This window comes from Tersicoccus solisilvae (genome assembly GCF_014643255.1).
GTDB classification, from domain to species: domain Bacteria; phylum Actinomycetota; class Actinomycetes; order Actinomycetales; family Micrococcaceae; genus Tersicoccus; species Tersicoccus solisilvae.
On the sequence record NZ_BMJI01000001.1, the window covers coordinates 306,625 to 331,979 of the forward strand.

General features: G+C 71.8%; 23 protein-coding genes. 12 read left to right on the forward strand and 11 right to left on the reverse strand.

All coding sequences use genetic code 11. The annotated features are described in order from the left end of the window. Positions 1-66 precede the first annotated feature (66 nt). The gene (locus IEX22_RS01510) at positions 67-2,139 is read left to right on the forward strand and encodes an acyltransferase family protein (RefSeq protein ID WP_188665285.1); all 2,073 of its coding nucleotides are present in this window, start codon (positions 67-69) and stop codon (positions 2,137-2,139) included. Positions 2,140-2,145: 6 nt separating this feature from the next. Here the strand turns inward: IEX22_RS01510 and IEX22_RS01515 are convergent, their stop codons facing one another. From IEX22_RS01515 to IEX22_RS01525, 3 genes are read right to left on the reverse strand one after another with little or no spacing between them, the layout of a single operon-like run. After that, positions 2,146-2,730 carry a PIN domain-containing protein gene (locus IEX22_RS01515; protein WP_188665287.1) on the reverse strand — a complete coding sequence of 195 codons (585 nt, stop codon included), beginning with the start codon at positions 2,728-2,730 and terminating at the stop codon, positions 2,146-2,148. Between the two features lie 3 nt (positions 2,731-2,733). Continuing rightward, positions 2,734-3,276: a helix-turn-helix domain-containing protein gene (locus IEX22_RS01520; protein WP_229659722.1), complete on the reverse strand. Its 543-nt coding sequence runs from the start codon at positions 3,274-3,276 to the stop codon at positions 2,734-2,736. A gap of 38 nt (positions 3,277-3,314) precedes the next feature. Further along, complete coding sequence (locus IEX22_RS01525; RefSeq protein ID WP_229659682.1) at positions 3,315-3,737, reverse strand: MarR family winged helix-turn-helix transcriptional regulator; 423 nt, start codon at positions 3,735-3,737, stop codon at positions 3,315-3,317. Between the two features lie 107 nt (positions 3,738-3,844). Here IEX22_RS01525 and IEX22_RS01530 point away from each other — a divergent pair, with 107 nt between their 5' ends. Together IEX22_RS01530 and IEX22_RS01535 are read left to right on the forward strand one after the other, a co-directional pair. After that, positions 3,845-5,686, forward strand: coding sequence for an ABC transporter ATP-binding protein (locus IEX22_RS01530; RefSeq protein ID WP_188665290.1), 1,842 nt, complete (start codon positions 3,845-3,847; stop codon positions 5,684-5,686). A 225-nt stretch (positions 5,687-5,911) separates the two neighbouring features. Further along, positions 5,912-6,544, forward strand: coding sequence for a TetR/AcrR family transcriptional regulator (locus tag IEX22_RS01535; RefSeq protein ID WP_188665293.1), 633 nt, complete (start codon positions 5,912-5,914; stop codon positions 6,542-6,544). 94 nt (positions 6,545-6,638) lie between these two features. On the opposite strand, the gene IEX22_RS01540 is transcribed toward IEX22_RS01535, so the two are convergent. Next, a complete protein-coding gene (locus IEX22_RS01540) occupies positions 6,639-7,082 on the reverse strand; it encodes a pyrimidine dimer DNA glycosylase/endonuclease V (RefSeq protein WP_188665296.1) in 444 nt (147 codons plus the stop codon). A gap of 88 nt (positions 7,083-7,170) precedes the next feature. Here IEX22_RS01540 and IEX22_RS01545 point away from each other — a divergent pair, with 88 nt between their 5' ends. Next, the gene (locus tag IEX22_RS01545; protein ID WP_229659683.1) at positions 7,171-7,782 is read left to right on the forward strand and encodes a class I SAM-dependent methyltransferase; all 612 of its coding nucleotides are present in this window, start codon (positions 7,171-7,173) and stop codon (positions 7,780-7,782) included. A gap of 135 nt (positions 7,783-7,917) precedes the next feature. Then, entirely contained in the window at positions 7,918-9,150 is a 1,233-nt protein-coding gene (locus tag IEX22_RS01550) for an MFS transporter (RefSeq protein WP_188665298.1), read from the forward strand. Between the two features lie 65 nt (positions 9,151-9,215). Here the strand turns inward: IEX22_RS01550 and IEX22_RS01555 are convergent, their stop codons facing one another. After that, entirely contained in the window at positions 9,216-10,106 is an 891-nt protein-coding gene (locus tag IEX22_RS01555; protein ID WP_188665301.1) for a LysR substrate-binding domain-containing protein, read from the reverse strand. Between the two features lie 71 nt (positions 10,107-10,177). Here IEX22_RS01555 and mdlC point away from each other — a divergent pair, with 71 nt between their 5' ends. Both mdlC and IEX22_RS01565 read left to right on the forward strand, forming a co-directional pair. Then, positions 10,178-11,785 carry a benzoylformate decarboxylase gene (gene mdlC, locus IEX22_RS01560; protein WP_229659723.1) on the forward strand — a complete coding sequence of 536 codons (1,608 nt, stop codon included), beginning with the start codon at positions 10,178-10,180 and terminating at the stop codon, positions 11,783-11,785. A 108-nt stretch (positions 11,786-11,893) separates the two neighbouring features. Continuing rightward, on the forward strand, positions 11,894-13,351 hold the full coding sequence (locus tag IEX22_RS01565; RefSeq protein ID WP_188665307.1) for a benzaldehyde dehydrogenase: 1,458 nt from the start codon (positions 11,894-11,896) through the stop codon (positions 13,349-13,351). A gap of 54 nt (positions 13,352-13,405) precedes the next feature. Here the strand turns inward: IEX22_RS01565 and IEX22_RS01570 are convergent, their stop codons facing one another. From IEX22_RS01570 to IEX22_RS01580, 3 genes are all read right to left on the reverse strand, one after another. Then, positions 13,406-13,915: a hypothetical protein gene (locus IEX22_RS01570; protein ID WP_188665309.1), complete on the reverse strand. Its 510-nt coding sequence runs from the start codon at positions 13,913-13,915 to the stop codon at positions 13,406-13,408. Between the two features lie 176 nt (positions 13,916-14,091). Beyond that, positions 14,092-14,787 (reverse strand): NADPH-dependent F420 reductase, encoded by a 696-nt coding sequence (locus tag IEX22_RS01575; protein ID WP_229659684.1) that lies wholly within the window; start codon positions 14,785-14,787, stop codon positions 14,092-14,094. A gap of 28 nt (positions 14,788-14,815) precedes the next feature. After that, a complete protein-coding gene (locus IEX22_RS01580; protein ID WP_188665312.1) occupies positions 14,816-15,418 on the reverse strand; it encodes a TetR/AcrR family transcriptional regulator in 603 nt (200 codons plus the stop codon). A 62-nt stretch (positions 15,419-15,480) separates the two neighbouring features. Between IEX22_RS01580 and IEX22_RS01585 the strand changes: the two genes are divergently transcribed. The 4 genes from IEX22_RS01585 to IEX22_RS01600 all read left to right on the forward strand — a co-directional run bounded on the left by IEX22_RS01585 (position 15,481) and on the right by IEX22_RS01600 (position 19,488). After that, entirely contained in the window at positions 15,481-16,968 is a 1,488-nt protein-coding gene (locus IEX22_RS01585; protein ID WP_188665315.1) for an MDR family MFS transporter, read from the forward strand. A 28-nt stretch (positions 16,969-16,996) separates the two neighbouring features. Further along, the gene (locus IEX22_RS01590; protein WP_188665318.1) at positions 16,997-17,677 is read left to right on the forward strand and encodes a DUF429 domain-containing protein; all 681 of its coding nucleotides are present in this window, start codon (positions 16,997-16,999) and stop codon (positions 17,675-17,677) included. Positions 17,678-17,759: 82 nt separating this feature from the next. After that, positions 17,760-19,139 carry a hypothetical protein gene (locus IEX22_RS01595; RefSeq protein WP_229659685.1) on the forward strand — a complete coding sequence of 460 codons (1,380 nt, stop codon included), beginning with the start codon at positions 17,760-17,762 and terminating at the stop codon, positions 19,137-19,139. A 79-nt stretch (positions 19,140-19,218) separates the two neighbouring features. After that, on the forward strand, positions 19,219-19,488 hold the full coding sequence (locus IEX22_RS01600) for a PLDc N-terminal domain-containing protein (RefSeq protein WP_188665320.1): 270 nt from the start codon (positions 19,219-19,221) through the stop codon (positions 19,486-19,488). 223 nt (positions 19,489-19,711) lie between these two features. On the opposite strand, the gene purB is transcribed toward IEX22_RS01600, so the two are convergent. Next, a complete protein-coding gene (gene purB, locus IEX22_RS01605) occupies positions 19,712-21,136 on the reverse strand; it encodes an adenylosuccinate lyase (protein ID WP_188665323.1) in 1,425 nt (474 codons plus the stop codon). Between the two features lie 94 nt (positions 21,137-21,230). On the opposite strand from purB, the gene IEX22_RS01610 reads away from it, so the two are divergent. Next, positions 21,231-22,397, forward strand: coding sequence for an amidohydrolase (locus IEX22_RS01610; RefSeq protein WP_188665327.1), 1,167 nt, complete (start codon positions 21,231-21,233; stop codon positions 22,395-22,397). Between the two features lie 355 nt (positions 22,398-22,752). Here the strand turns inward: IEX22_RS01610 and IEX22_RS01615 are convergent, their stop codons facing one another. Together IEX22_RS01615 and IEX22_RS01620 are read right to left on the reverse strand one after the other, a co-directional pair. After that, complete coding sequence (locus tag IEX22_RS01615; protein WP_188665331.1) at positions 22,753-23,835, reverse strand: HoxN/HupN/NixA family nickel/cobalt transporter; 1,083 nt, start codon at positions 23,833-23,835, stop codon at positions 22,753-22,755. Positions 23,836-23,954: 119 nt separating this feature from the next. After that, a complete protein-coding gene (locus tag IEX22_RS01620) occupies positions 23,955-25,307 on the reverse strand; it encodes an MBL fold metallo-hydrolase (protein WP_188665334.1) in 1,353 nt (450 codons plus the stop codon). Positions 25,308-25,355: the final 48 nt, after the last annotated feature.

A 25,355-nucleotide genomic window follows, 5' to 3' on the forward strand; every position in this document is an offset into this window, starting at 1 on the left:
GCGGAACCGTCGGTGGCGGCGCTTAGCCTGAGAAGCGAAGGGGCGGGCCGGAGCGAGGGGACACCGGTGGAACGAAGGACACTCGACGACGGGCGCGCGGTCGTGCCCGCGACGCGCGCCGACCGGGCGCCCGATGGTGCGGTCGACCGCACCGGCCGGCCCGGCCACATCGGCGGTCTGGACGGGCTCCGGGCGCTCGCCGTCGTCGCCGTGCTCCTCTACCACCTCAGCCCGGCGCTGCTGCCGGGCGGGTATCTCGGGGTGGACGTCTTCTTCGTCGTCTCCGGGTTCCTCATCACCACGCTGCTGATCCGCGAGCGGGACCGCAGCGGACGGGTGGCGCTCGGTGGCTTCTGGCTGCGTCGCGCCCGTCGGCTGCTGCCGGCGCTGGCCGTCGTCGTGGTGGTCAGCGTGGCGGTCGGCCTGCTCGTGGGCAAGGATCTGCTGGTCGGGATCGGCCGGCAGACGCTCGGCGCGCTCACGTTCTCGAACAACTGGCTCGAGATCGCGGCCGGATCGAGCTACTTCGCGCACACGTCGCCGCAGCTGTTCGTCAACTTCTGGTCGCTCGCCGTCGAGGAGCAGTTCTACCTGGTCTGGCCGTTCCTCTTCCTCGCGGTGATGGCGCTGCCGCTGCGGAACGGCGCCCGGGCCGGGCTGGCGGCCGCCGGCGCCCTCGTCTCGGCGCTGCTGATGGCGGTGCTGTACACGCCGGGCACGGACGCCACGCGGGTCTACTACGGCACCGACACTCACGCCTTCGGCCTGCTGCTCGGCGTCGCCCTGGCCTTCGCGTGGTCCGGCGGCACGGGGCTGAACCTGACCCGGCCGCTCTGGCGGCGTCGCCGGGTGCCGATCTCTGTCGGGGCCGTCGTCCTGTTGCTCCTGGCCATGGTGGCGATCGGCGCCGACGGCGTCTTCGCCTATCGCGGCGGCATCCTGCTGGCCTGCCTGATCACCGCGGTGCTCATCCTGACGCTGCTCGAGGGGACGAGCCCGGTCCAGCGCGTCCTGGACAACCGCCCCGTCGCCTGGATCGGGGAGCGGTCCTACGGCATCTACCTGTGGCACTGGCCGGCGCTGGTCGTCGCCGACGCGCTCGTGCCCACCGCGGTCGGCACCCCCGGGTGGTGGACGCTGCGGATCCTGGCGCTCGTCGTCACGGTGGTGGTCTCCGCATTGTCCTATCGCTGGATCGAGCTGCCCGTCCGGCGGCACGGCTTCCGGGCCGCGGGCCGGGCGGTCGTCGCCGGGCTGCGCGGTGGCGGGCGGGCGGTGACGGCGCCGCGCCTCGCCGCCGGCGTTGCCGGGGTGGCCCTGGTCCTGGCCGTCGTCGGGGTCGTCTCCGCCCCCGCGAAGTCGGCGGTACAGGCGACGATCGAGCGGAACCAGTCGCTGATCACCGACACGGCGCCGAGCGCCCCGCCGGCGTCGCCGAACGGGACGCCGGGCGCCACCCGCGGGAAGCCGGCATCTCCGGGGGCGACGGCGCCCGCGTCCGGCTCGCCCGCCGCCCCGTCACCCGGCCCCGCCGGTGCGAGTGCGCCGGCGACGGCAGCAGCGCCGCCGCCGGGTCCGCGCGGGGACGGGGGACCGGCGATGGCCTACCCCGCAGGGAACGAGATCATCGCGATCGGCGACTCGCTGGTCGTCACCAGTGCGGATGGGCTGACGGACCGGTTCCCCGGCCTCGCCTTCGACGCGCAGTCCAACCGGCAGTGGCCGGACGGGGTGGCCGCGGTGGACGCGCGCCTGGCGGCGGGCACGATGCCACGGGCCGTGATCCTGCACTTCGGCACCAACGCCGGCGTGCCCGATCCGGGCATGGTGCGGCAGGTGCTCGACAAGCTGGGCCCGGACCGGATGGTCGTCCTCGTCAACCTCTACGGGGCGAGCCCGTTCGTCCCCGAGGCCAACAAGGTGTTCGCCGACCTCGCGAACGGGCGTCGCAACGTCATCGTCGCCGACTGGAACCACGCGATCGCGGGCCGCGTCGACCTGCTGCAGCCGGACCAGATCCATCCCGGCATCTTCGGCGCCCACCTGTACGCGGACACCATCAAGCAGGCGTTCCGGGACCTGGCCGTGCGCACGGGCGGGGCGGTACCGAAGGGCTGGACGATCGCGAAGGACTACTGAGGCGGGTCATACATCCTCAGCAGGATTCTCGACGAGCATCTTGCCTACGGCGCTCGCGAATTCTGGAGCACCACTCCGCCGGAGCTTCTCCAGCAGGTCTTCGACGGGTACGGGTGGTCGTGTCGTCGCTCTGGCCTGATCGACGATCACTCGACGAGTGGCGACTGGGCTCAGGTCGAACTGATCGAGAAGGAAGTCGTCGAGGCGGACAGTCTCGAGACCGAGCGGGCGAAGTGTCGTGGACGGAAAATCCTTGACGTTCTCTGTGACGATGACATCCGCGCGGCCGAGTAGGGCTGCGGCAACGACGTGGCGGTCGTTGGGATCCGGCAACTCGATACCGCGTTCGAGTGGCTCCCATCCGTCGACGAGTGCGTCCTCAAAGGCTTCATCCATCGAGCGAAATCGGATGCGGAATCTGCTCGGATCGAGGTCAGGGTGGATGCGCTCCAGTGCGCGCAGCGCCTCGTCGACGACGCGTCTCAACCAGAGCGGACGAAAGGCGCCTGATTCCGCCATCCGCAGCAAGGTGTCGCACGGGGCGATCGGAACGAGAACGCACGCATCGAGGAAAGCCGCGAACCGCGCCACCGGCTAGGATCTCCTCGCTTCGGCGAGTGCTGCCTTGTACGTGTCCGCGTCGACGTCATACAGCCCGTCTTCGCTCGCTTGGCGCGTGAGCTCATCGAGTCGACCGCGCCGATCCGTCCGCTTGCGATCACGGTAGGCAAGCACGTCTCTCAACCTCAATCGGCGGTGCCGTGACTGCCCCAGACGTTCGTAGGGCAACTCATGCTCATCGAGGAGTCGGATCAGCGTGTTGCGGCTGACGCCCAAGAGACCTGCTGCTTCCTGAGTGGTCAACTGCCGGTCGATCGGTTCTACGCTGACAGAAGCCCCTCGCTCCATGGCGCTCACCACCTCCCGGAGGAGTTCGTACGCAGCCAGCGGGAGCGGGATCTGTTCACCATCGGGCCCCAGCAGGACGGCGGGAGTCGCGTGGTTCTCGAGAAAGCGCGCGAGCTCAAGCATCTCCTCCGGGTCTTGAGGAGGGTCGACGACATGTCCGTCCCTGATCGAACGGGAGGTGCTGGTGTTCATCCGTTCATCATCGTTCAAATCGGTCAAAACGTCCATATCATCCACGTGTCAAGTCGACGGTATCTCGACCGGCCTCACTCCACCGGGAGCGATCCGAGGATGCGCTGCAGCGCCATGCGGTCCTCGGTGGAGAGCGCGCCGAAGAACTCGGCGTTGCGCTCGGCGCGGGCGGCGTCGATCTGCTCGACCAGGCTGAGCCCGTCGCTCGTGGGGGAGACGAGGGTCGCCCGGCGGTCGTGTGGATCCGGTGCCCGCGTCACCAGGCCCTTCTCCTGCAGGGCGTCGACCACCTCGGTCGCGGACCGGGCGGCGATCCGGAGCCGGTCGGCGAGGTCACGCAGGCGCGCGGGCTCCGTCTCGGCCACGCAGCGCAGCGCCCGCGCGTGGTGCGGCGTGATGCCCCACGGTTCGAGCTGAGCGAGCGTGCGCCGCCGCATGGTGCGGGAGACGGCGTGGAACAGTTCCGCCAGTTCGCGGGGGTCGGGCGAGTCGGTCACGGTCCCAGCGTAGACTATTGTGTGGCAACCACATAGTGAGGTAACCTCTTGAATGTCGGTGAGCCGCCGCGACACGCGCGCCGCCGACCTCGTCGTCAGGAGGACGCATGACCGAAGCCGCCATGATCGATGGCCTCTCCCGCTCCCGCGGCCCGGGCCGCGTGGACCCCGCCGACGCGGCCCACCTCGCCGAGTCGCCCGTCTCCCTGCGCCGCGTCGCCGGCCTCTTCCGTCCCCACGCGCCCACCCTCGCCGTCGTGTTCATCATCATCGCGATCGCCTCGGTGGTCGGCCTCGCCCAGCCCTTCCTGGTCAAGGAGGTGATCGACGTCGCGCTGCCCCGGCAGGACGTCGGCGTGCTGCTGTGGTGTGTCGGCGGGATGCTCGTGGTCGCCGTCGTCACCGCGCTGCTCGGCGTCTGGCAGACCTACCTGTCCACCGCGGTCGGCGAACGCGTGATGCACCGGCTCCGCACCGATGTCTTCGCGCACGTGCAGCGGCAGTCCCTCGCTTTCTTCACCCGCACCCGCAGCGGCGAGGTGCAGTCCCGGCTCACCCACGACATCTCCGGCATGCAGTCGGTCTTCACGACGACGGCGACGTCGATCGCCGCGAACCTCACGACCGCCGTCGCCACCGCCGCCGCGATGGTGGCGCTGTCCTGGCAGCTGAGCCTGATCTCGCTGGTGGTGATCCCGCCGGCCGTGTGGCTGAGTCGCCGGGTGGCCCTGCTGCGCCGGGACGTGACCACGCAGACCCAGCGGCATCTGGCCCTGATGCACTCGCAGGTCGAGGAGAAGCTCTCCGTCAGCGGCGCCCGGCTGGCGAAGACCCTGGGCACGACGGCCCGGGACACGGCCGCCTTCGCCGCCACCTCCGAACGCCTCGTCGACCTGGACATCCGCTCCCAGCTCGCCGGTCGCTGGCGGATGGCGACGATGAGCATCGTGTTCTCCGCCATCCCCGCCGTCCTCTATCTGGTCGCGGGGCTGCCGGCGACGTCGGGCGCGATGACCATCGGCACCCTGGTCGCCTTCATCGCCCTGCAGACGACGATCTTCCGGCCCATCATGTCGCTGCTGAACGTCGGAGTGCAGTGGGTGTCCTCGATGGCGCTGTTCAGCCGGATCTTCGGCTACCTCGACCTGCCGGTCGAGATCGCGCCGCCGGAGCATCCGGTACCGCTGGACCCCGCGGCGGTGCGTGGCGAGGTCCGGTTCGAGGGCGTCAACTTCGCCTACGGGCCGGGGCGGCCGGTGCTGAGCGGGATCGACCTGACCGTGCCGGCCGGGGGCTCCCTGGCCCTGGTCGGTCACACCGGGGCGGGTAAGAGCACGCTGGCGTCGCTGGTGCCGCGGCTGCAGGACGTGGACGCCGGGGCCGTCACCATCGACGGCGTCGACGTCCGGGACCTCGCGCCCGAGACCCTCGCCGCCATCGTCGGCGTCGTCTCCCAGGAGACCTACCTGATCCACGACACCATTCGGGCGAACCTGCTGCTGGCCGCCCCGGAGGCGACCGAGTCCGAGCTGTGGGACGCGCTGGGGACTGCCCGGCTGTCGAGCCTCGTCGCGGCACTGCCGCAGGGCCTGGACACCGTGGTCGGGGCGCGCGGGCACCGGTTCTCCGGCGGCGAGCAGCAGCGCCTCGCCATCGCCCGCACCGTGCTGCGCGACCCGCGGGTGCTCGTGCTGGACGAGGCCACCAGCGCCCTGGACAACGACACGGAGCGCGAGGTGCTCGCCGCGCTGGACGCGCTGGCGGACGGCCGCACCACCATCTCGATCGCCCACCGGCTGACCACGGTGCAGGCCGCGGATCAGATCGCCGTGCTCGACGGCGGCCGGGTGGTGGAGCACGGCACCCATGCGGACCTGCTCGACGCCGACGGCGCGTACGCCCGGCTCGTCCACGCCGCCGAGCGCGACCCCGCGCGACCCGCGGCCTGAGGGACGCTCCCCGGGCGGCGGCCCTGTCGAGCGACGTGCGCTGGGCAGCGCCGGGACATCGCCGTCGCCACTGCGTCGAGTGTGCGACTGTCGCAGTCAAGGCCCGGCGAATGCGTGCCTCGTCCGCACACTCGGCGGTGAAGCGATGTGCGAGTCGTCACGCGGCGACACACCGTTGTGTACGACGTTCACATTCGACCGCGGCCGTGGGTAGAGTCAACGGTCATGGCCCGCACCACGTATCGACACGGCGATCTGCAGCGCGCCCTCGTCGAGGCCGGGCTCGAGCTGGCCCGGGAGAGCGGCCCCGACGCCGTCGTGCTGCGCGAGACCACGCGCAAGGCGCAGGTCGCCGCGAGCGCCGCCTACCGCCACTTCGCCGACCGGGACGCCCTCGTCCACGCCGTGTCCATGGCCGCTCAGGCGCACCTGGCCGAGGCCATCGAACGGGCCCAGGCGGACGAGCTGGCGAAGCTGCCGCCGGACGCCGACGCCGTCGCCCGCTCCCGCGCCCTGCTGCGGTCGGTGGGGGCGGGCTACCTCGGCTTCGCGTGGGCCGAGCCGGGCTGGTTCCGGGCCGCCTTCTGGGTGCACGAGGATCTGCGAGACGCCGCCGCGCCGATGGCCGCCGGCCCGGGCGGAAAGACGCCGTTCCAGATGCTCGCCCACGCCCTCGACGCCATGGTCGTCGCCGGCGTCCTGCCCGCGGACCAGCGGGCCGGCGCCGAGGTGCTCGCGTGGTCGACGGTGCACGGCCTGGCCACCCTGACCATCGACGGTCCCCTGCGGGTGATCGACCCCGCGACGCGCCGGGCGCTCGCCGAACGGCTGCTCCTCATGGTCGAGCGCGGCCTCTGATCCCACCGACCCACCGCCAGCTCGTCAATAGATGTTCGATCGGCCCCGAATCAGGCCTCCGGTGTGCATCTATTGACGAGCTGGCGCAGGGGGGTCAGTCGCCGATGATCTCCCACTCCTCGACCGGACCGGGCACGACGTCGAACAGCGGATGCGGCCGGTGCTCGACGGAGGTCAGCCGCTCGTGCCAGGCGGTGTCCCGCGCCACGGTCTTCGCCAGCAGGTGCGTCCACTCGTGGTCGAGCTGGCCGGAGGTCACGGTCATCCGGGCCGGTGGCATCGCCGCCGACGGCGGCACCTCGATCAGCGCACGGTTGAACGTGAACCCCCGCGCGTCGGCCTCCTCGGCCAGGCCGGCCAGATAGGCACCGACGGAGGCCACGGGGTCGACCATCCGGCGGAACCGGGTCAGCTGCGGGTGGTTGCGGTAACCCTTCGTCTGCCCCCGCAGCACCTTCTGTGCCAGCAGCGACTCGCGCCAGCAGGCTACCAGACCACGACGGTCCAGCAGCGACGGGTGCAGGCTCCACAAACGCATCCTTCGACCCTAAGGGGAGCAGTGAGGTGCGCGGGTAGCCTCGAGAATCAGCTGACCGACGACGGGACGAGGAGAAGGGGCCGGGCCGATGACGCCGACGACGCGATGGGACGCTCCCGAGAACGCGGTGATGCGTCGCCTGTACGAGCGGCGGTTCCGCGGTCTGCACGCCGACGGGGTCGACCTCGACGGCGAGGGTCGCCTCCTCGACGCACTGCTGGAACGCAAGGCGCGGGTGCTCGACGCCGGCTGCGGCACCGGACGACTCGCCGCCCACCTCACGCGCCAGGGGCACCGGGCCGTCGGCGTCGACAAGGACGCCGCCCTGGTCCGGGCCGCCCGCGAGCTGCAGGGAGCGTCGGTCCCGTTCCTCGAGGCCGACCTCGCCGAGCTCGACGCCGCCATGCTGGCGCGCGCCGGACTGCCGGAGGCGTTCGACGCGGTCGCCGCGATCGGTAATGTCCTCGTGTTCGCCGCACCCGGGTCCGAGCGCGGCATCCTCGAGCGCTTCCGGGCGCTGCTACCCGACGGAGGGCTGCTGCTGACCGGTTTCGCCACCGACCGGGACTACACGGTGGCCGACCTCGACCGGAACGCCGCGGCGGCCGGGTTCGCCCTGCGGCACCGGTTCGCGACCTACCAGCTGGCCCCCTTCACCGTCGACGCCGGGTGGGCGGTGTCGATCTTCGACACGGCGTGACCGTGAAGCATCGAACACGTCGATGACGTAGGCGGCAATCATTGATTGGACGTTGTGTTTGGCGACCAGCAGACTGAGCGGTGACACGGATCACGCCGGCGCCCGACGCCGGCCGAGGCGCAAGGAAGCACACTCATGACCGTCACCCGGACTCCCTGGACGCTGGCCCTCTGCTGGCTCACCGTCGTGTTCGAGGGCTTCGACATCGTCGCCCTGGGCGCGGCCATCCCGCGGTTGCTCGACAGTCAGCACGCCGGCATCACCGCGCTGGACGCCACCTTCATCGCCACGATCTCCCTGGTGGGGGTCGGCATCGGCGCCGCCGCCATCGGGCCGATCACCGACCGCTTCGGCCGCCGCCTGCCCCTGATGATGTGCGTGCTCGTGTTCTCGGTCTTCACCCTGATCTTCCCGGTGATGCCCAACACGAGCCTGCTCGCCCTGGTCCGCTTCATCGCCGGACTGGGCCTGGGCGGCTGCATGCCGGTGGCCGTGACGATGATGCAGGAGAGCGCGCACGAGAACGGCAAGGCGCACTCGAGCACGCTGACCATGACCGGCTACCACGCCGGCGCCGTCGCCGCCTCCCTGCTGGCCATCGTGTTCGGCGCCCACTGGGGCTGGCTGTTCACCGTCGGCGGTGTGCTCGGCCTCGTGCTGCTGCCCGTGATGTGGGCGAAGCTGCCCGAGACCAGCGAGGTGGCCGGCACGACGGGGCAGGCCGGCCAGCACCCCCGCGTGCGGCCCGGTGACGTGCTGCGTCCGCCCTACCTGCGCACCACGATCGGCCTCTGGATCGCCGCGTTCATGGGCCTGCTGCTCGTGTACGGCCTGAACACGTGGCTGCCGCAGCTGATGCGCGGCGCCGGCTACAGCGTCTCCAACTCGCTGCTGATGCTGTTCGTGCTCAACGTCGGTGCCATCATCGGCCTGCTGGTGGGCGGCCGGATCGCCGACCGGCGCGGCGTCAAGGGCACGACGATGTTCTGGTTCGGCGCCGCGGCCGTGCTGCTGCTCCTGCTCAGCATCCGGATCCAGAACGAGATCCTGCTCAACGCGGTCGTCCTGGTCACCGGCGTGTTCGTGTTCTGCGCGCAGGTGCTCGTCTACGGCTTCGTCGGCTACCTGTACCCGCGGCGCATCGTCGGCACCGGCATGGGCCTGACCTCGGGCGTCGGCCGCCTCGGCGCCATCGTCGGCCCCTGGTTCACCGGACTGCTCGTCGCGTCCGGTGCCGCCTACCCGGGCGGGTTCTACCTGTTCGCGGCGGCCGCGGTGCTCGGCGTGTGCGCCGTCGCGCTGATCCCGAAGCCGCGCACGACGACGCCGGACGACGAGGACGCCGCCCCGGCCGCTCGCGCCGCATGACCGGCGTCGACCGCGGCATCCCGCCGATGTCGGCCGGTTCCGGCGTGCCACCGGTGCGGTGGGGCTCAGGCGTCGGTCAGGGCACCCGCGACCTGGTCGCGGAACCAGGCCGCAGCCCCCGTCCCGGCGATGTCCTCGTTCCAGGACAGTGTGACGTCGAAGCGGGGCACGTCGATCGGCAACTCGCGCATGACGATCGGCCAGCGCTGCGCCCACAGGGCCGCCAGCTGCGCGGGGACGATCGCGGCCATCCCGCAGCCGGCCACCACGCCGGGCAGCGTCGAGAAGTGGTGCACGTACAGGCCGATCCGGCGCCGGATGCGCATCGACTCGAGCACCGCGTCGGCCTGCCGGTGGCCCAGGGCCGGGTCGACGGCGACGTGCGGGACCGTGAGGAAGTCGTCGAGCTCGATCCGGTCGCCGGCGGGCGCACGGTCGGCGGGAAGGACGCACACGTACCGCTCCCCGCGCACGAGCGCGCGGTGCCCCGAGGAGTCGATCGGCACACTCGCGACGGCCGCGTCGACGTCGCCGTGCGCCAGCCAGCTCGTCACCCGGTCGATGCGCATCGGCACGGACTCGACGCTGACGCCGGGCGCCCGGTCGGCCAGCCGGCCCATGATCCGCGGCAGGAACGTGGCCTCGCCGACGTCCGAGAGCGCGATGCGGAACCGGCGCTCACTGGTGGCGGGATCGAACACCCGGTCCGCGTCGACGGCGTCGTCCACGGCGGTCACCGCCCGCCGGAACACCAGGGCGAGCTCGACGGCCCGCGCGGTCGGCGCCACCCCGGAGCCGGCGCGGACGAACAGCGGGTCGCCCAGATGGCGACGCAACCGGCCGAGGGCGTGACTGACCGTCGGCTGGGTCAGCGACAGCTCCGCCGCGGCCCGCGTGACGCTGCGCGTGTCGTAGATGCTCAGGAACGTCCGGAGCAGATTCAGGTCCAGGCTCACCCGCCCATCATGCGGCACCCCGCGGCCGCACTCACCCGAACACTCAGCAGAAGGAGCTCGCGTTGACCACCGTGAACGAGGCCGCCTGGGAACTCCTCCGGCGCCACGGCATGACCACCGTCTTCGGCAACCCCGGCTCGAACGAGCTGCCGTTCCTCGCCGGCATGCCCGAGGACTTCCGCTACGTGCTCGGCCTGCACGAGGGCGCGGTGCTCGGCATGGCCGACGGATTCGCGCAGGCCACGGGCCGGCCCGCCTTCGTCAACCTGCACGCGGCCTCCGGCACGGGCAACGCGATGGGGGCGCTGACCAACGCCTGGTACGCCCACACGCCGCTCGTCATCACCGCCGGGCAGCAGGTGCGGTCCACGATCGGGCAGGAGGTGATGCTCTCCAACGTCGACGCCACGCTGCTGCCGCGCCCGCTGGTCAAGCACGCCGCCGAGCCGACGTGCGCCCAGGACGTCGTGCGCACGCTCTCCCAAGCGCTGCACACCGCCACCCTGGACCCGGCCGGCCCCGTCTACGTCTCCGTGCCGTACGACGACTGGTCCGCCGAGGCCGGCACCGACACCGCCCACCTGCTCGAGCGGCGCGTCACCATCGGCGGCGGACTGGCCGAGGCGGAGATCGCCCGGCTGGCCGGCGTGCTGGACGCCGCCACGGCTCCCGTGCTCGTCCTCGGTCCCGACGTGGACAGCGCCCGCGCCAACGATGACGCCGTCGTGCTCGCCGAGCGGCTCGGGGCCGACGTGTGGGTCGCCCCGTCCGCGTCGCGCTGCCCCTTCCCGACCGTCCACCCCGCCTTCCGTGGCGTGCTGCCGGCCTCGGTCACGGGCATCACCGAGCGGCTGACCGGGCACGACGTCGTCCTCGTCATCGGTGCGCCCGTGTTCCGGTACCACCAGTACGACCCGGGCGAGTACCTGCCCACCGGCACCCGGTTGCTGCACGTCAGCTGTGACCCCGGTGAGGCGGCGCGCGCCCCCATGGGTGACGCCGTCGTGACCCCCATCGGCCCGGCCGTCGCCGCGCTGGCCAAGGCGGTCACCCCCCGACCGGAGCCGGAGCGCTGGGCCGCGGCGGGCGACACCGACGTCGCCCGGTTGCCGGATGCTGCCGCCGGTGACGCCGGGAGCGAGCGGCTGGTCGCCGCCGACGTGCTGGCCACGCTCGACGCGCTCGCCCCCGAGGACGCCGTCTGGGTCAACGAGGCGACCTCCACCGTGGGCGACTTCTGGGCCGCGATCCGCATGCGCCGGCCGGGCAGCTACTACTTCCCCGCGTCCGGGGGACTCGGCTTCGGCATGCCGGCCGCGGTCGGCGTCCAGCTGGCCGACCCCGAGCGTCGCGTCATCGCCGTGATCGGGGACGGGTCCGCCAACTACGGCATCACCGCCCTCTGGAGCGCCGCTCGCTACCGGGTGCCGGTGGTCTTCGTCATCCTCAGCAACGGCACGTACGGCGCCCTGCGCGGATTCGCCACGAAGCTCGACGCGTTGAACGCGCCCGGCCTCGACGTCCCCGGCATCGACTTCGTCGCCCTGGCCGAGGGCTACGGCGTGCCCGCCGGACGGGCGTCCACGCTCGCGGACCTGCGGACCGCGTTCGAGACCGCCCTGGCCGCGCAGACGCCCGTCCTGATCGAGGTCACGACCGAGGCCCTCGCCCGCATGTGACCGACGGTGTGATGGGGAACACCGCGGCCCACCCCGCCGTTGCCCCAGGAAGACACCGCTGCACCTGGTTTCCCCCCTGTCCGACCCGACCCCTTCCGAAGGAGCACCATGAGCCTGCTCGAGACGTCCACCTGGGACGGCAAGATCTTCCTGAACGGCTGGCGCACCGGCCGCGGCGGCACCGCCGACGCGATCGAACCCGCGACCGGCAACGCGCTGGGCAGCTACGGCGTGGCCACCGCCGACGACGTCGCCGAGGCCGCCGAGGCGGCCGTCGCCGCGCAGCGGTCCTGGGCCGCGACGACCCCGGAGAACCGGGCGGCCGTCCTGCGCCGCGCGGGCGACCTATGGCAGGAGCACGCGGAGGAGATCGAGGACTGGATCATGCGCGAGTCCGGCGCGATCAAGCCCAAGGCCCAGCTCGAGACCCACATCGCCGCCAACGAGTGCTACGAGGCGGCGGCGCTCCCGTCGCACCCGGCCGGCCAGGTGCTCGCCACCAACGACGACCGCTGGTCGTTCGCCCGACGCAAGCCCTCCGGCGTCGTCTCCGTGATCGCCCCGTTCAACTTCCCGCTGATCCTCTCCATCCGCGCCGTGGCGCCCGCGCTCGCCCTGGGCAACGCGGTGCTGCTCAAGCCGGATCCCCGCACCGCCGTGTGCGGCGGCGTCGCCCTGGCGCGTGTGCTGGAGGAGGCCGGGCTGCCCGCCGGGCTGTTCGCCGTCCTGCCGGGTGGTGCCGATGTGGGCGCCGCCGTGGTCGAGGCGCCGCAGGTGCAGGTGGTCGCCTTCACCGGGTCGACGGCGGCCGGCCGGTCGGTCGGCGAGGCGGCGGCGCGGGGGCTGAAGCGCGCGCACCTGGAGCTCGGGGGCAACAACGCCCTCGTCGTCCTGCCCGGCACCGACGTCGCCAAGGCCGCCTCGGCCGGCGCGTTCGCCTCGTTCCTGCACCAGGGGCAGATCTGCATGACCACCGGGCGCCACGTGGTGCACGAGTCGCTGTACGACGAGTACGTCGCCGCGCTCGCCGAGAAGGCGGCGAACCTGCCGGTCGGCGATCCGACCAGCGGCACGGCGGCGCTCGGCCCGATCATCGACGAGAAGCAGCTCAAGCGGATCGACGGCATCGTGCAGGACGCCGTGCTGCACGGCGCGCGGCTGGCGGCCGGCGGCTCCAACGACGGGCCGTTCTACCAGCCCACCGTGCTCGCCGACGTCGCCACGGACAACCCGGCGTGGACGCAGGAGATCTTCGGCCCGGTGGCGCCGGTGGTCGCGTACTCCACGCTCGACGAGGCGGTGGCCCTGGTCAACGAGAACGAGTACGGCCTCTCGGTCGGCGTCCTCGGCGACGTCGGGACGGCGATGACCCTGGCGGACCGGCTGGAGTCCGGCAAGGTGCACATCAACGAGCAGACCGTGATGGACGAGGCCAACGCGCCGTTCGGCGGGGTCAAGGCATCGGGCAACGGCTCCCGCATCGGCGGGGCGGAGGCGAACATCGACGCCTTCACCGAGGTGCAGTGGCTGACCGTCCGCCCGGAGATCGCCGACTACCCGTACTGAGGCGCGGCTCGGGTCGCCGGTGCCGGCGCGTATGGCGCCGGCGACCTCGTCGCGTCAGCCGTGCTGCCGCTGGAGGGCGGCGCGGTCGTGGAGCTGGTCGTGGATCAGGGCGGTGATGCCGTGGGCGAGCGCGCAGGCGACCATGGCGACGCCGATCGGGTTGTAACCGGCGCCCTGCAGCAGCACCGCCGGGGACCACACATCGGTGACGACGAGCGTGCCGGCCCCGCCGGTCAGGGCCGTCAGGCCGATTCCGGTGGCCAGCAGCAGCCCGAGCACGGCCACGATGCCGATCCGCAGCGCGGGCAGGAACTGCAGGACCGCGGCCATCGCCGCGGCCAGCGCCACCGTCGCGAGCATCAGCGCGGTGGCGGCGGGCAGGGGCCGGGCGAGCGGCCCGGAGCCGGCCGCGACCGCGGCGAGCAGCGACGAGGAGAGCATGCCGGTCACGTAGGCGAAGAGCAACCCCACGGCGCCGCCGGTCACCAGCCAGTGCCGGTGCCCGGGACAGGCGCCCTCGGCGGTGATCGCCGGTGCGGTCTCGTCGGTATGGATGTTCTTCATGGTGGGCCCCCTGCCCGCGAGCACCCCGGAAACACCTCGTCCCGGAGGGCACGCAACCCTTCGTTGAGGCGACCGTACGGCACGGATCGGGTGGCCGCCACCTCCTTTCGTCACCTACTGACGGGTACCGACATCTCCCGTCCGTAGCGGGACATCTCCCGACGGCGGCGTCGGTCTCAGGCGGCGGCTCGGGCCCGCGCGATCACGCGACCCCGGGCCGAGTGCGGGAACTCGTCGAGGTAGCGGCGCACCCGGACGGCGTCGACGTCGGCACCGAACAGCGGCGCGTTCGGCTCCATCCGGACGCCCTCCGCGAGGGGGCCGGCGAGCACCGGGTCGAATCCGAGCGCGTCCACGATCGAGGCGGCGATCGCGACGTCCGCCGCGTCGTCGCCGGCGACGGCGATCGCCGTCCGGCCCGGCGTCCCGCGGGGAGCGGCCTCCTCCTCGAGGTCCTCGTAGCCCACGTGGTTGAGGGCCTTGACCACGCGGGCGGCGGGCAGGAACGCCTGGACGAGTTCGCTGGTCGAGGTGCGCGGGTCGGTCAGATCGTCGCGGACCCCGTCGACCGCCCACCAGTAGTTCATCGCGTCCAGCACCAGCGTCCCCGCCACGGCGTCGACCGGGAGGGTGCGGTACTTGCCGAGCGGGATGGCGAGCACGACGGCGTCCGCCTCGCGCGCCGCCCGCTCGGCGGTGACCGCCGTGGCGCCCGGCGCGAAGACGTCCATGACGGCCGCGACCCGGGCGGGGTCACCACTGCCCGCGATGAGGACCCGGTAGCCGGCGGCCACGGCGAGCCGAGCCAGCACGGTGCCGAGCTTGCCGGCGCCCAGGATGCCGAGGGTGCGGATGTCCGTCGAGGGGTTCACCTCCGGCACAACGCCGGGGCGTCGGGCCTTATGCCGTCGGGCGGACCAGGGGCACGAACACCTCGTCGACGATCGAGAGGATCACCTCGTCCGGGATCGGCTTGAGCGTCATGAGCAGTTCCTGGCGGAACAGGTCGAACGGGACGCCGACCACCCGCGGGCTCAGCCGGGCCGGGTCGACCTCGCCGCGTGCGACCGCGCGGGCGACCAGCGTGTCCATCGCGGTGCCGCGGCCCATGAGGAACTCGCCGCGCAGCTCGGACAGGCCGGTGCCCGTCTCGGCGTAATAGGCAGCCAGTTGAACGGTCATCGTGACGCCCAGCCGCGCACGGGAGTGATTGGCGCGGCGCAGCAGCTCGATCACGTCCTCGCGCAAGGCTCCCGTATCCGGGATCTCGACGCGCTCCTTCCGCCCCGCGTACCCGACGGCGGCCCGCACCAGTTCGGGTTTGGTGGGCCAGCGCCGGTAGAGGACGGCGCGGCTGGTCCGCGCCCGTTCGGCCACGGACTCGATGGTGAACGCGGCGTAGCCCTTCTCCTCGAGCTCGTTCCAGGCGGCGTCCAGCAGGGCGTGCTCCAGGGCAGCGCCACGCCGGCGCCGGGGTGCGGCCTCGTCCTCGTCAAGAGACATTGTGTTTCTTACTCTCGTCGCCGTACTCTTTAGATACACATTGTCTCTAAAGGAGTGTTGTCATGTCCGTGCCCCAGGCCGACTCCGGCCGCGTGGACCCCGCCGTCTGGCGCATCGTGTGGACCGTCCTCGTCGGCGGGATGGCGGTGTTGTTCGACACCACCATCGTCGCCGTCGCACTGCACACCCTAGCGAGCGAGCTGGACGCCCCCGTCGCCACCATCCAGTGGGTCAGCACGGGGTACCTGCTCGCGCTCGGGGCGACGATCCCCCTCGTCGGTTGGGCGCAGCGGGCGCTCGGCGCCAAACGCCTCTGGGTGGCGGCGCTGGCGCTGTTCCTGGTGGGCTCGGTGCTGTGCAGTCTCGCCTGGAGCGCCACGAGCCTGATCGTCTTCCGGATCGTCCAGGGCGTTGCCGGAGGGCTGCTGATGCCGCTGATGTCGACCATGGTCATGCAGGCGGCCGGGGGGCGCGGGCTCGGGCGGATCATGTCCGTGGTGAGCCTGCCCGCCGTCCTCGGCCCCATCCTGGGGCCCGTCATCGGCGGGCTCATCCTGCAGCAGCTGCACTGGTCGTGGATGTTCTGGGTCAACGTCCCGTTCTGCCTGGCCGGCATCGTGCTCGCCGTCGTGTTCCTGCCGTCCGACGAGCCGGTGCGGCGGGTCCCCCTGGACGTCGTCGGGTTCGTGCTGATGGCGCCGGCCCTGACCGGGATGCTCTGGGGGCTGTCGAACACCAGCGAGCCCGGCGCGTTCGCGCGCGGGGACGTGCTGGTGCCGATGGTCGGCGGGCTGGTGCTGCTGCTGGCGTTCGTCGGGTGGGCGTTGCGCCGCGGGCCCCGTGCCCTGGTGGACCTGGCGCTGTTGCGGCACTGGCCGCTGGCGTCGTCGTCGCTGCTGCTGTTCCTCTCCGGCGTGACGCTCTACGGCGCCATGCTGCTGATGCCGCTCTACTTCCAGCAGCTGCGCGGGGCGACCGTGCTCGAGGCGGGGCTCCTGCTGATCCCGCAGGGACTGGGCACCCTCGTGGCCCGCCCGATCGCGGGGCGCCTGTCGGACACGATCGGGGCACGTCGGCTCGCCGTGGCCGGTTTCGCCGTCGTGCTCCTGGGCACGCTGCCGTTCGCGGTGGCCGATGCGACGACGAACGTGGGGGTGCTGCTGGCCGCCCTGTTCGTGCGGGGGATCGGGCTCGGCGTCGTGACCGTCCCCCTGATGGCGCTGGGGTTCCGGGGGCTGGCGCGGCACGAGGTGCCGGACGCCAGCATCATCACCCGCATCGCGCAGCAGGTGGGTGGTTCGTTCGGCACCGCGGTGCTGGCCGTCATCCTGACGGGTGCGACGACGGCGGCCACCACGACGGCGGCGCTCGCCGGCGGTTTTCAGCAGGCGTTCTGGTGGGCGACCGGATTCGCCGTGGTGGGTGTCCTGCTCTCGTTCACCCTGCCGGGCCGACCGACAGCGCCGGGGTTGGCGGACGACGGGTCGGGTCGTACGGCGGCGGGCGAGACGGTCGCCGCCGCATCACCGGTCCCTGCCCCACCGGCCTGACGCACGGTCCTCCTGACATCATGTGCGCATGACGACGGTGGCGGGACTGGACGGGTGTCGCGGGGGATGGGTGCTCGCCCTGGTCGAGCCACGCCGTCAGGGTTTGCGCCTGCGGGAGCTGCGAGTGATCGGTTCCCTGGCCGAACTCGATCGCGCCGGTCGATTGGCGTGCATCGGGATCGACATTCCGATCGGGTTGCCCGAGCGCGGCACGCGGGACGCCGACCGGCTGGCGCGGGCGGCATTGGGTGACCGGCGCAATTCTGTCTTCCTGACGCCGACCAGGCCCGCGCTGGCCGAGCCGACGCGGGCCGCGGCCGACATCGTCAACCGGGCTAACGACGCGGGCGGCGTCTCCGCGCAGAGCTTCGGGCTGTTCGCGAAGATCCGTGAGGCGGATGCGTGGGTCCGGACGACGAGCAACCGGGTTGTGGAGGTACATCCGGAGGTCAGCTTCACCCAGCTGCTCGGCCACCCTGCGCGGTCCAGCAAGAAGACGACAGCGGGTCTGTTCGAGCGGATGGAGGCGTTGCAGGCAGCGGGCCTGGATCCCCTGCCGGCACGGAAGCTGGAGTGCACACCCGACGACGCCATGGACGCGGTCGTTGCGGCCTGGTCGTCCTGGCGTGTGGCCGAGGGGGCCGCGGTCCCGTTCCCGCCCGAGCAACTCCTCGACGCGACCGGCCTTCCGATGCAGATCCTCGCCTGAGGTTCAGGCGAGGATCTGCATCCCCGAAGGCCCGCGCCCCGACCGTCGACGGGCCGCTATAGGGTTCGAAGTCTGGGGCGTCGTGTCGATCGACGCGATGAACAAAGGGGAAGTGGTCGTGGTCGAAGAGCAACCGTGGAACGCAGCGCGTCTGATTCCTACATCGGGGATCAATGGAGCGGAGGAACAGGAGCGTCGCGCAACATCGGCGTTGCTCGCAGTCATGCAGTCCGTGCGCGAGTTCGGGCGCGTCCTCACCTCGCGGTACGGTGCACCGAACTCTCCGTTGCAGACGTTCATCGAGGTTCCATTCCAACTCGGGGAGAAGAAGGTGTTCCCGGATGGACTGATCCGGGCTAGGCGGGGACAGAAGGAATGGACCGCTCTCGTTGAGGTCAAGACCGGCACCAATCAGTTGGCAACCCAGCAGCTGGAGAACTATCTCGACGTGGCCAAGGAGCACGGGTTCGATTGCGTTCTGACCATTTCCAACGAACTCGCCCCGTCGGCCGGTCAGCATCCGACGACGGTGGACAAGCGAAAGCTGCGCAAGGTGGCGCTGCACCACCTGTCGTGGACGGAGGTCGTCACCGAGGCGGTCGTTCAGAAGGAGCACCGAGGCGTCGCCGATCCGGACCAGGCCTGGATCCTCGGCGAGTTGATCCGCTACCTCGAGCATCCGCGGTCGGGCGCGCTCAGTTTCGAGGACATGGGATCGAGCTGGGTGCCGATACGGGACGCGGTACGAGCGCGCACGCTTCGTGCCACTGACCCAGGAACCCTCGATGTCGTCGCCCGCTTCGACGCGTTGATTCGGTTCGCGTGCCTTCAGCTGGGCCGCCGCTTGGGAGCAGACGTCGTCCCGGCCCTGACGAGGGCCGAGATGAATGACCCGTCTGGTCGTTCGCAGCGGCTCGTGCACTCTCTCGTCGAGGCTGGAACCATGGCTGCGGCGATCCGTATCCCGCACGCTGTCAGTCCGATCGTTGTGACTGTCGATGTCCGCTCCGGAGTGGTCACCTGCCACATGGATGTGGACGCACCGGGAGAGGGTCGATCCACGACTCGCGTCAACTGGCTCGTGCGCCAGCTGAAGAAGGCCCCGGAGAACGTGCGACTGGAGTCGTTCGCCGTCCGCGCCCGGGAAGGAGCGGCCGAACTGCTCGCTACGGCGAGGGACAACCCGTCGTCGCTCATCCTTGACCAGGCGAAGGAACTGAAGTCCTTCAGGGTCGCCATTCAGCGGCCCCTCGGAATGAAGCGTGCGCAGGGCCGCGGCGGTTTCATCGATTCGGTCCTCGACGCAATCGACGAGTGCTATCGGGACGTCGGTCAGAATTTGAAGGCCTGGCAGCCGGCCGCCCCGAAGATGCGGGACGACGCGGATGTTGAAAAGGATGACACGGTGCGCTCCGGGCTTTCTTCTGCTGCCCTCTCGTCTCAGGACATCGAGGCGTCGTGATGGCGGGACACTTGATGCTGCTCGATGAGGCGCAGCCTTCTCGGACGAGGGGGCGGCGGCAACCGTCTAGATTCGGACCATGAGCACCGGAACCCCGTCAGCCACGACGGTCCTCTCCGCCGAGGAGCCGGGCAACGCGCTGGCCCCCATGGCCTGGGAGGTGCTGGTCGGCGGCATCGGGCTGAGCCTGCTGCTCTACATGGTGGTCGGCCTGGTGTCGGTGCTGTCTTCTCGCGTCGTCACCGGACCCGTCAAGGTGACGTGGGCGGTCGTCGTGCTGGCGTTCCCGCTGCTGGGGCCGACGGCATGGTTCGTCTGGCGGGCGCGGCAGAGCACGTCGGTGCACTGAGGCCGGCGACCGGGGAGGCGGCTGAGGCGATGGACGACCGCGAGGCACGCCGGGGCGAGACACCCTTCCCTTCCACCTGATGGTCCTACCCATGCGCCGAGTGTCCGGAAGATGCAGTCAAACGCGACGGATGAATGCGTCTGCCGCCCACTCGGCGCGACGAGACGGCGATCGGCGGCTCGGTCGAGCAGCGACCGCCGTGCCCCTACGCCCCGCCGTGCCCCTACGCCCTCCGCGCCAGCTTCGCCGCGATGCCGACGTACGACGCCGGTGTGAGCCGCTGCAGCCGGCCCTCGGCGCCGTCGGACAGGCCGAGCTCGCCGACAAACTCCCGCAGCCGCGCCTCGTCGACCCGGTGCCCGCGGGTGAGCTCCTTGAGCCGCTCGTAGGGGTTGTCCATGCCCGGCGTCCCGGCGAGGGCCTCGGCCCGCATCACCGTCTGGATCGCCTCGCCGAGCACCTCCCAGTTGTGGTCGAGGTCCTCGGCCAGGACCGCGCCGGCGACATCGAGCTGGCGCAGCCCCTTGGCCACGTTGTTCAGCGCCAGCAGGCCGTGGCCGAACGCCACGCCGACGTTGCGCTGGGAGGACGAGTCCGTCAGGTCCCGCTGCCAGCGGGAGGTGACCAGGGTGGCCGCGAGGGTGTCCAGCAGCCCGTTCGCGATCTCGAGGTTCGCCTCGGCGTTCTCGAACCGGATCGGGTTGACCTTGTGCGGCATGGTCGAGGAGCCGGTCGCCCCCGCCACCGGGATCTGCTTGAAGTAGCCGATGGAGATGTAGCTCCACACGTCCGTGCAGAAGTTGTGCAGGATCCGGTTGAACCGGGCGACGTCGGCGTACAGCTCCGCCTGCCAGTCGTGGGACTCGATCTGCGTCGTCAGCGGGTTCCACGTCAGGCCCAGCCCCTCGACGAAGGTGCGTGAGACCTCGAGCCAGTCGACGGCGGGCGCCGCCGCGACGTGCGCGGCGAAGGTGCCGGTGGCGCCGTTGATCTTGCCCAGGTACTCCTGCTGCCCGATCCGGGCCAGCTGCCGGTCGAGGCGGTGCGCGAACACGGCGAGCTCCTTGCCGAGCGTGGTCGGCGTCGCCGGCTGCCCGTGCGTGCGGGAGAGCATCGGCGTCTCGGCGTGGGCCTCGCCCAGCTCGCGGACCTGGTCGACGACGCGTTGCGCGGTCGGCGTCCACACGTCCCGGACGGCGTCCCGGATGCCCAGGGCGTACGCGAGGTTGTTGATGTCCTCGCTGGTGCAGGCGAAGTGCACGAGCGGGGTCAGCGCCTCGAGGCCCAGCGCCGGGAGGCGGCGACCGATGTAGTACTCGACGGCCTTGACGTCGTGCACGGTCTCCCGCTCGATCGCCGCGAGTTCCGCGATCTCGTCCGTCCCGAAGCCGGTGACGACCGCTCGCAGCCCGTCGCGCTGCGTCGGCGAAAGCGGAGACAGGCCCGGCAGCACGGTTTGATCGGTCAGGTGCAGGAACCACTCGACCTCGACGTGGATCCGGTTCCGGTTCAGTGCCGCCTCGGAGAGGTGGTCCACCAGCGGCGCGGCATCCACCCGGTAGCGGCCGTCGAGTGGGCCGAGGGCGATGTCGGTGGCGGCCAGGGAGCGGCGGCCGGAGGGCAGGGTCGAGTCCGCGGCGGAAGGCATGGGCTCATTCTCCCATGCAGCCGGAGCGGGTCACCGGGGATGACGACGGCCGAGGCACTCCCGCTCCGACGTGGGGCGATCTACGGTGGTACCCATGTCGACCACTGCTTTCACCCACGCCCACGTCGTCCCCGTCGACGGCGAACCCTTCGACGGCACCGTCGTCGTCACCGACGGCACGATCACCGCCCTCGGTCCGGACGTCACCGTCCCGGACGGCGCCGACGTCATCGACGCGGCCGGGAAGTGGCTGCTGCCCGGCTTCGTCGACGCGCACGTACATCTGGGCACCCACGAGGAGGCCGAGGGCTGGGCCGGGGACGACACCAACGAGAGAACCGATCCGGTGACGGCCCACGTCCGGGCCCTGGACGCCATCAACCCCGCCGATCTCGGCTTCACCGACGCCCTCACCGGCGGGGTCACCACGGTCAACGTCAACCCCGGGTCCGCCAACCCGATCGGCGGACTCGCGGTCGCCATCCACACCGCGGGCCGGACCGTCGACGCCATGGTGGTCAAGTCACCGGCCGGCCTGAAGTCCGCGCTGGGGGAGAACGCGAAGCGCGTGTACGGGGACCAGAAGAAGATGCCGAGCACCCGCCTCGGCGTCGCCGCCGTGATCCGGCAGGCCTTCGTCGAGGCCAGCAATTACCGGGCCACGCGGGACGCCGCCGGGGACGCGTTCGCCGGGCGGGACCTGAAGCTGGACGCGCTGGCGATGGTGCTGGACCGAGAGATCCCGTGGCGCCAGCACTGCCACCGGGCGGACGACATCGCCACCGCCGTGCGGATCGCCGACGAGTTCGGCTACCGGCTCGTCATCGACCACGGCACGGAGGCCCACCTGGTGGCGGACCTGCTCGTCGAGCGGAACATCCCCGTGCTGATCGGCCCGTTGATGACCACGCGGTCGAAGGTCGAGCTTCGGAACCGATCGCTGCGCAATCCGGGGCTGCTGGCCGCCGCGGGCGTGGAGATCTCCATCATCACCGACCATCCGGTGGTGCCGATCAACTTCCTCGTCCACCAGGCGTCGCTCGCGGTCAAGGAGGGCCTGGACCGGGAAACGGCCCTGCGGTCGATCACCATCAACCCGGCGCGCGTGCTCGGCGTGGACGACCGGCTCGGGTCGCTGACGCCCGGCAAGGACGCCGACGTGGTGCTGTGGTCGGGTGACCCGCTGGACCTGTATTCCCGCGCGGAGCAGGTGTGGATCGGCGGCACGGAGGTCTACCGGTACGAGGCGCCCGCCGCCTGACGCGGGTCGGGCCGACGGACGCCTCGCCCGGCAGGACGAGAGTGCCGGGACGAGCTGGGGACTCGCCCCGGCGGTGCCGATGGCGCTGGGGACACCACCGGCGGGGCCGTCAGGTGGGGGGATACCTGCCGGCCGGTGCTGGCCGGAACGGGTAGGGGAAACCCGTCCGGCCGGTTCGGCGACGCTGCGACGGTCCTGCGCCGCGTCTCATGACGGCGCTGGACCGGAACGGCCGAAGGAAGCCGGTATCGGGACGGTCATCGTGAACGGTGCCCTCGGTGGGGCGTCTCGACATCGGCGAACCACCATTCTGGCCGATCGACCTTGACATCGGCTGGACGACCGGCCGCACGGATCAGCCGCCGACGACGTCCGGACGGCGTCGGCGAGACGCCAGGGCGGCCCACACGAGTGCCGAGAAGGCCGCCAGCGCGACCCCGAGGAGGTTCAGGTCCACGTCGGCGACGGCGCTCAGGGCCGGTAGCCCGGCCAGGGGGACGACCACGTCCCCGAGGACGCCGAGCAGGTTGGCCCCGCCGACGAGGAACGCGACGCCCACCGAGACCGCGGTGATCACCAGGTTGAGGTCGAGGGTGCGACGCGCGTCGTCGGCGGCATGTCGGTAGACGCGGCTCATCAGCAGCCCGTCCGCGCTGTCGAACGCCGACATGCCCGCGGTGAACAGCACCGGCAGCACGAGGGCGGCGTACCAGGGCAGGCCCGGGGCGAGGGCGCCGGCGAGCACGAAGAGGCCGATCGTCGCGGCGGTGTCCAGTCCCAGCCCGAACAGGAAACCGACGGGGTACATCGCGGCCGGTCGACCCACCCACCGGCCGACCGGGCGGAGCACGCGGTGCAGGACGCCGCGCCGGTCGAGCTGGGCGGCGAGGCTCGCCCGGTCGATCGCGGTGTCACCGGAGCCCTCCGTGGCGCTGCGCGTGCCGGCGGAGCGCCGCAGCCGGAGCAGGCCGCGCAGCGTCGGCACATTCAGCAGCCCCGCGGTGAGCAGGAACAGGCCGGAGACGCTGGCCCCCCAGACGCCGGCGCCCTCGCGGAGCGATGAGTGCTCGTCGGCCAGGCCGCCGGTGAGGGACGCGACGCCGAGGGAGAGCCCGACCACCGCGAGCAGCACGACGGAGGAGTGGCCCAGGGCGAACCAGAAGCCGGTCGTGGCGGCGGGCCGGCCACGGGCCAGCAGGCGGCGCGTCGCGTTGTCGATGGCGGCGATGTGGTCGGCGTCGAACGCGTGCCGCACCCCCAGCGCCCAGGCGCTGAGGGCCAGGCCCAGCAGGACGCCGGGGTCGGCGCCGGCGGCCGCCTGGGCGGGCAGCAGCCACAGGAGGAGCGCGCCGACGCCGAGCAGGTGGAGGCCGACGACGGTCGCGGCCATGCCATGCACGGCGCCCGATCCGGCGGCCGCGACGGTGGGGGGTGTCACGGAAGTCACGGTAGCCCTCTCGAAAGACGATGAAGAGTGAGACGGACAGGGGAACGAGGAAGCCCGGCCGGTCCAGGGGCCGGCCCGCAGGCCGGCGGGCCCGCCGACGCGCTCGGGCGTCAGGTCGCCATCGGCAGACCGGCGTCCGCCGCGTCGGCGAAGGCGGCGTCGACGTGCACCGGGGTGCGGCCGGCGCGCTCGAGGAGCGAGGCGGCCACCCCGGCGCGGTACCCGGAGCCGCAGTGGACCCACACGCGGCCGGCCGGCACCTCGTCCATCCGCGCCACCAGCTCGTGCAGCGGGACGTTGACCGCGCCATCGAGGTGCGACGCGGCGAACTCCTCGGTGCGGCGGACGTCCAGGATCGGCTCGTCGGTCGGGCGGTTCTTCAGCAGGCCGGCCCAGTCGACGCGGTCGTAGGACGAGACCGCGGCGCCGGGTGCCAGCTGTCGGGGATCCTCGCCGACGGCGGCATCGGGCGAGTCGATGCCGATCCGCGAGAGGTCGCGGATCGCGTTCTCGACGTCGTCCTCGGAGCCGACGAGGGTCAGCTGCTGCTCGTACGGGAAGATCCACCCGAGGAACGTCGTGAAGCTGCCGCCGTCGCCGTACTCGAAGCTGATCGTGCCGGCCAGGTGATCCGCGGCGTACGCCACACGCCGGCGCAGGTCGACGACCCACTCGCCGCGGTCCAGCCGCGCGGTCAGCTCCTCGGCGGTGAGCGACGCGGGCACGCTCAGGTCCGCCTCCACCGGGCCGCCGCTGTTGGCCGGGCCCATGTGCACGTAGTAGCTCGGGTACGCCGTGAGGTTGGCGATCAGCTCGCGGACGAAGTGCTCCTCGTCCGGATCGGTGTAGACGTGGTTGGCGGCGAACTGCTCGCCGAGGGTGGACTCGGACGCCCCGGTCGCGGGACCGGAGGAGCAGAACGAGCCGAAGCCGTGCGTCGGGTAGAGGGCGGCCTCGGCGGCGGCCTCCTGTGCCAGGCGGCGGGCCGCCGCGTACTGGTCGTGCGTCAGGCCCTCGGTGTGCTCGTGGCCGAGCAGGTCGGTGCGGCCGACCGAGCCGTAGAGCACGCCGCCGCCGGAGAACACCGCCTGGTCCTCGCCGTGGGAGACGACGAAGGAGAGGTGGTGGTGGGTGTGGCCCGGGGTGGCGACGGCCTTCACGGTCAGGTCGCCGACCTGGACGGTCTCGCCGTCGCTGATCGGGGTGCGCTCGAAGGAGACCGTGTCCGCGGCGTTGACCAGGTAGGCCGCGCCGTGCTTCTGCGCGTAGACCAGGCCTCCGGTCACGTAGTCGTTGTGGATGTGGGTCTCGGCCACGTGGGTGACGGTGACGCCGGCGGCCCGGGCGGCCTGCTCGACGCGGTCGATGTCGCGCTGGGCGTCGATGACGAGCGCCGACGTGCCGTCATGCACGAGGTAGCTGCGGTCCCCGAGCTGGGGGGTATCGATGGTGATGACGTCCATGGTGGTCCTCCTGGGTGGTTCTCGGGCGGTGATCGATGGAGCGAGTGG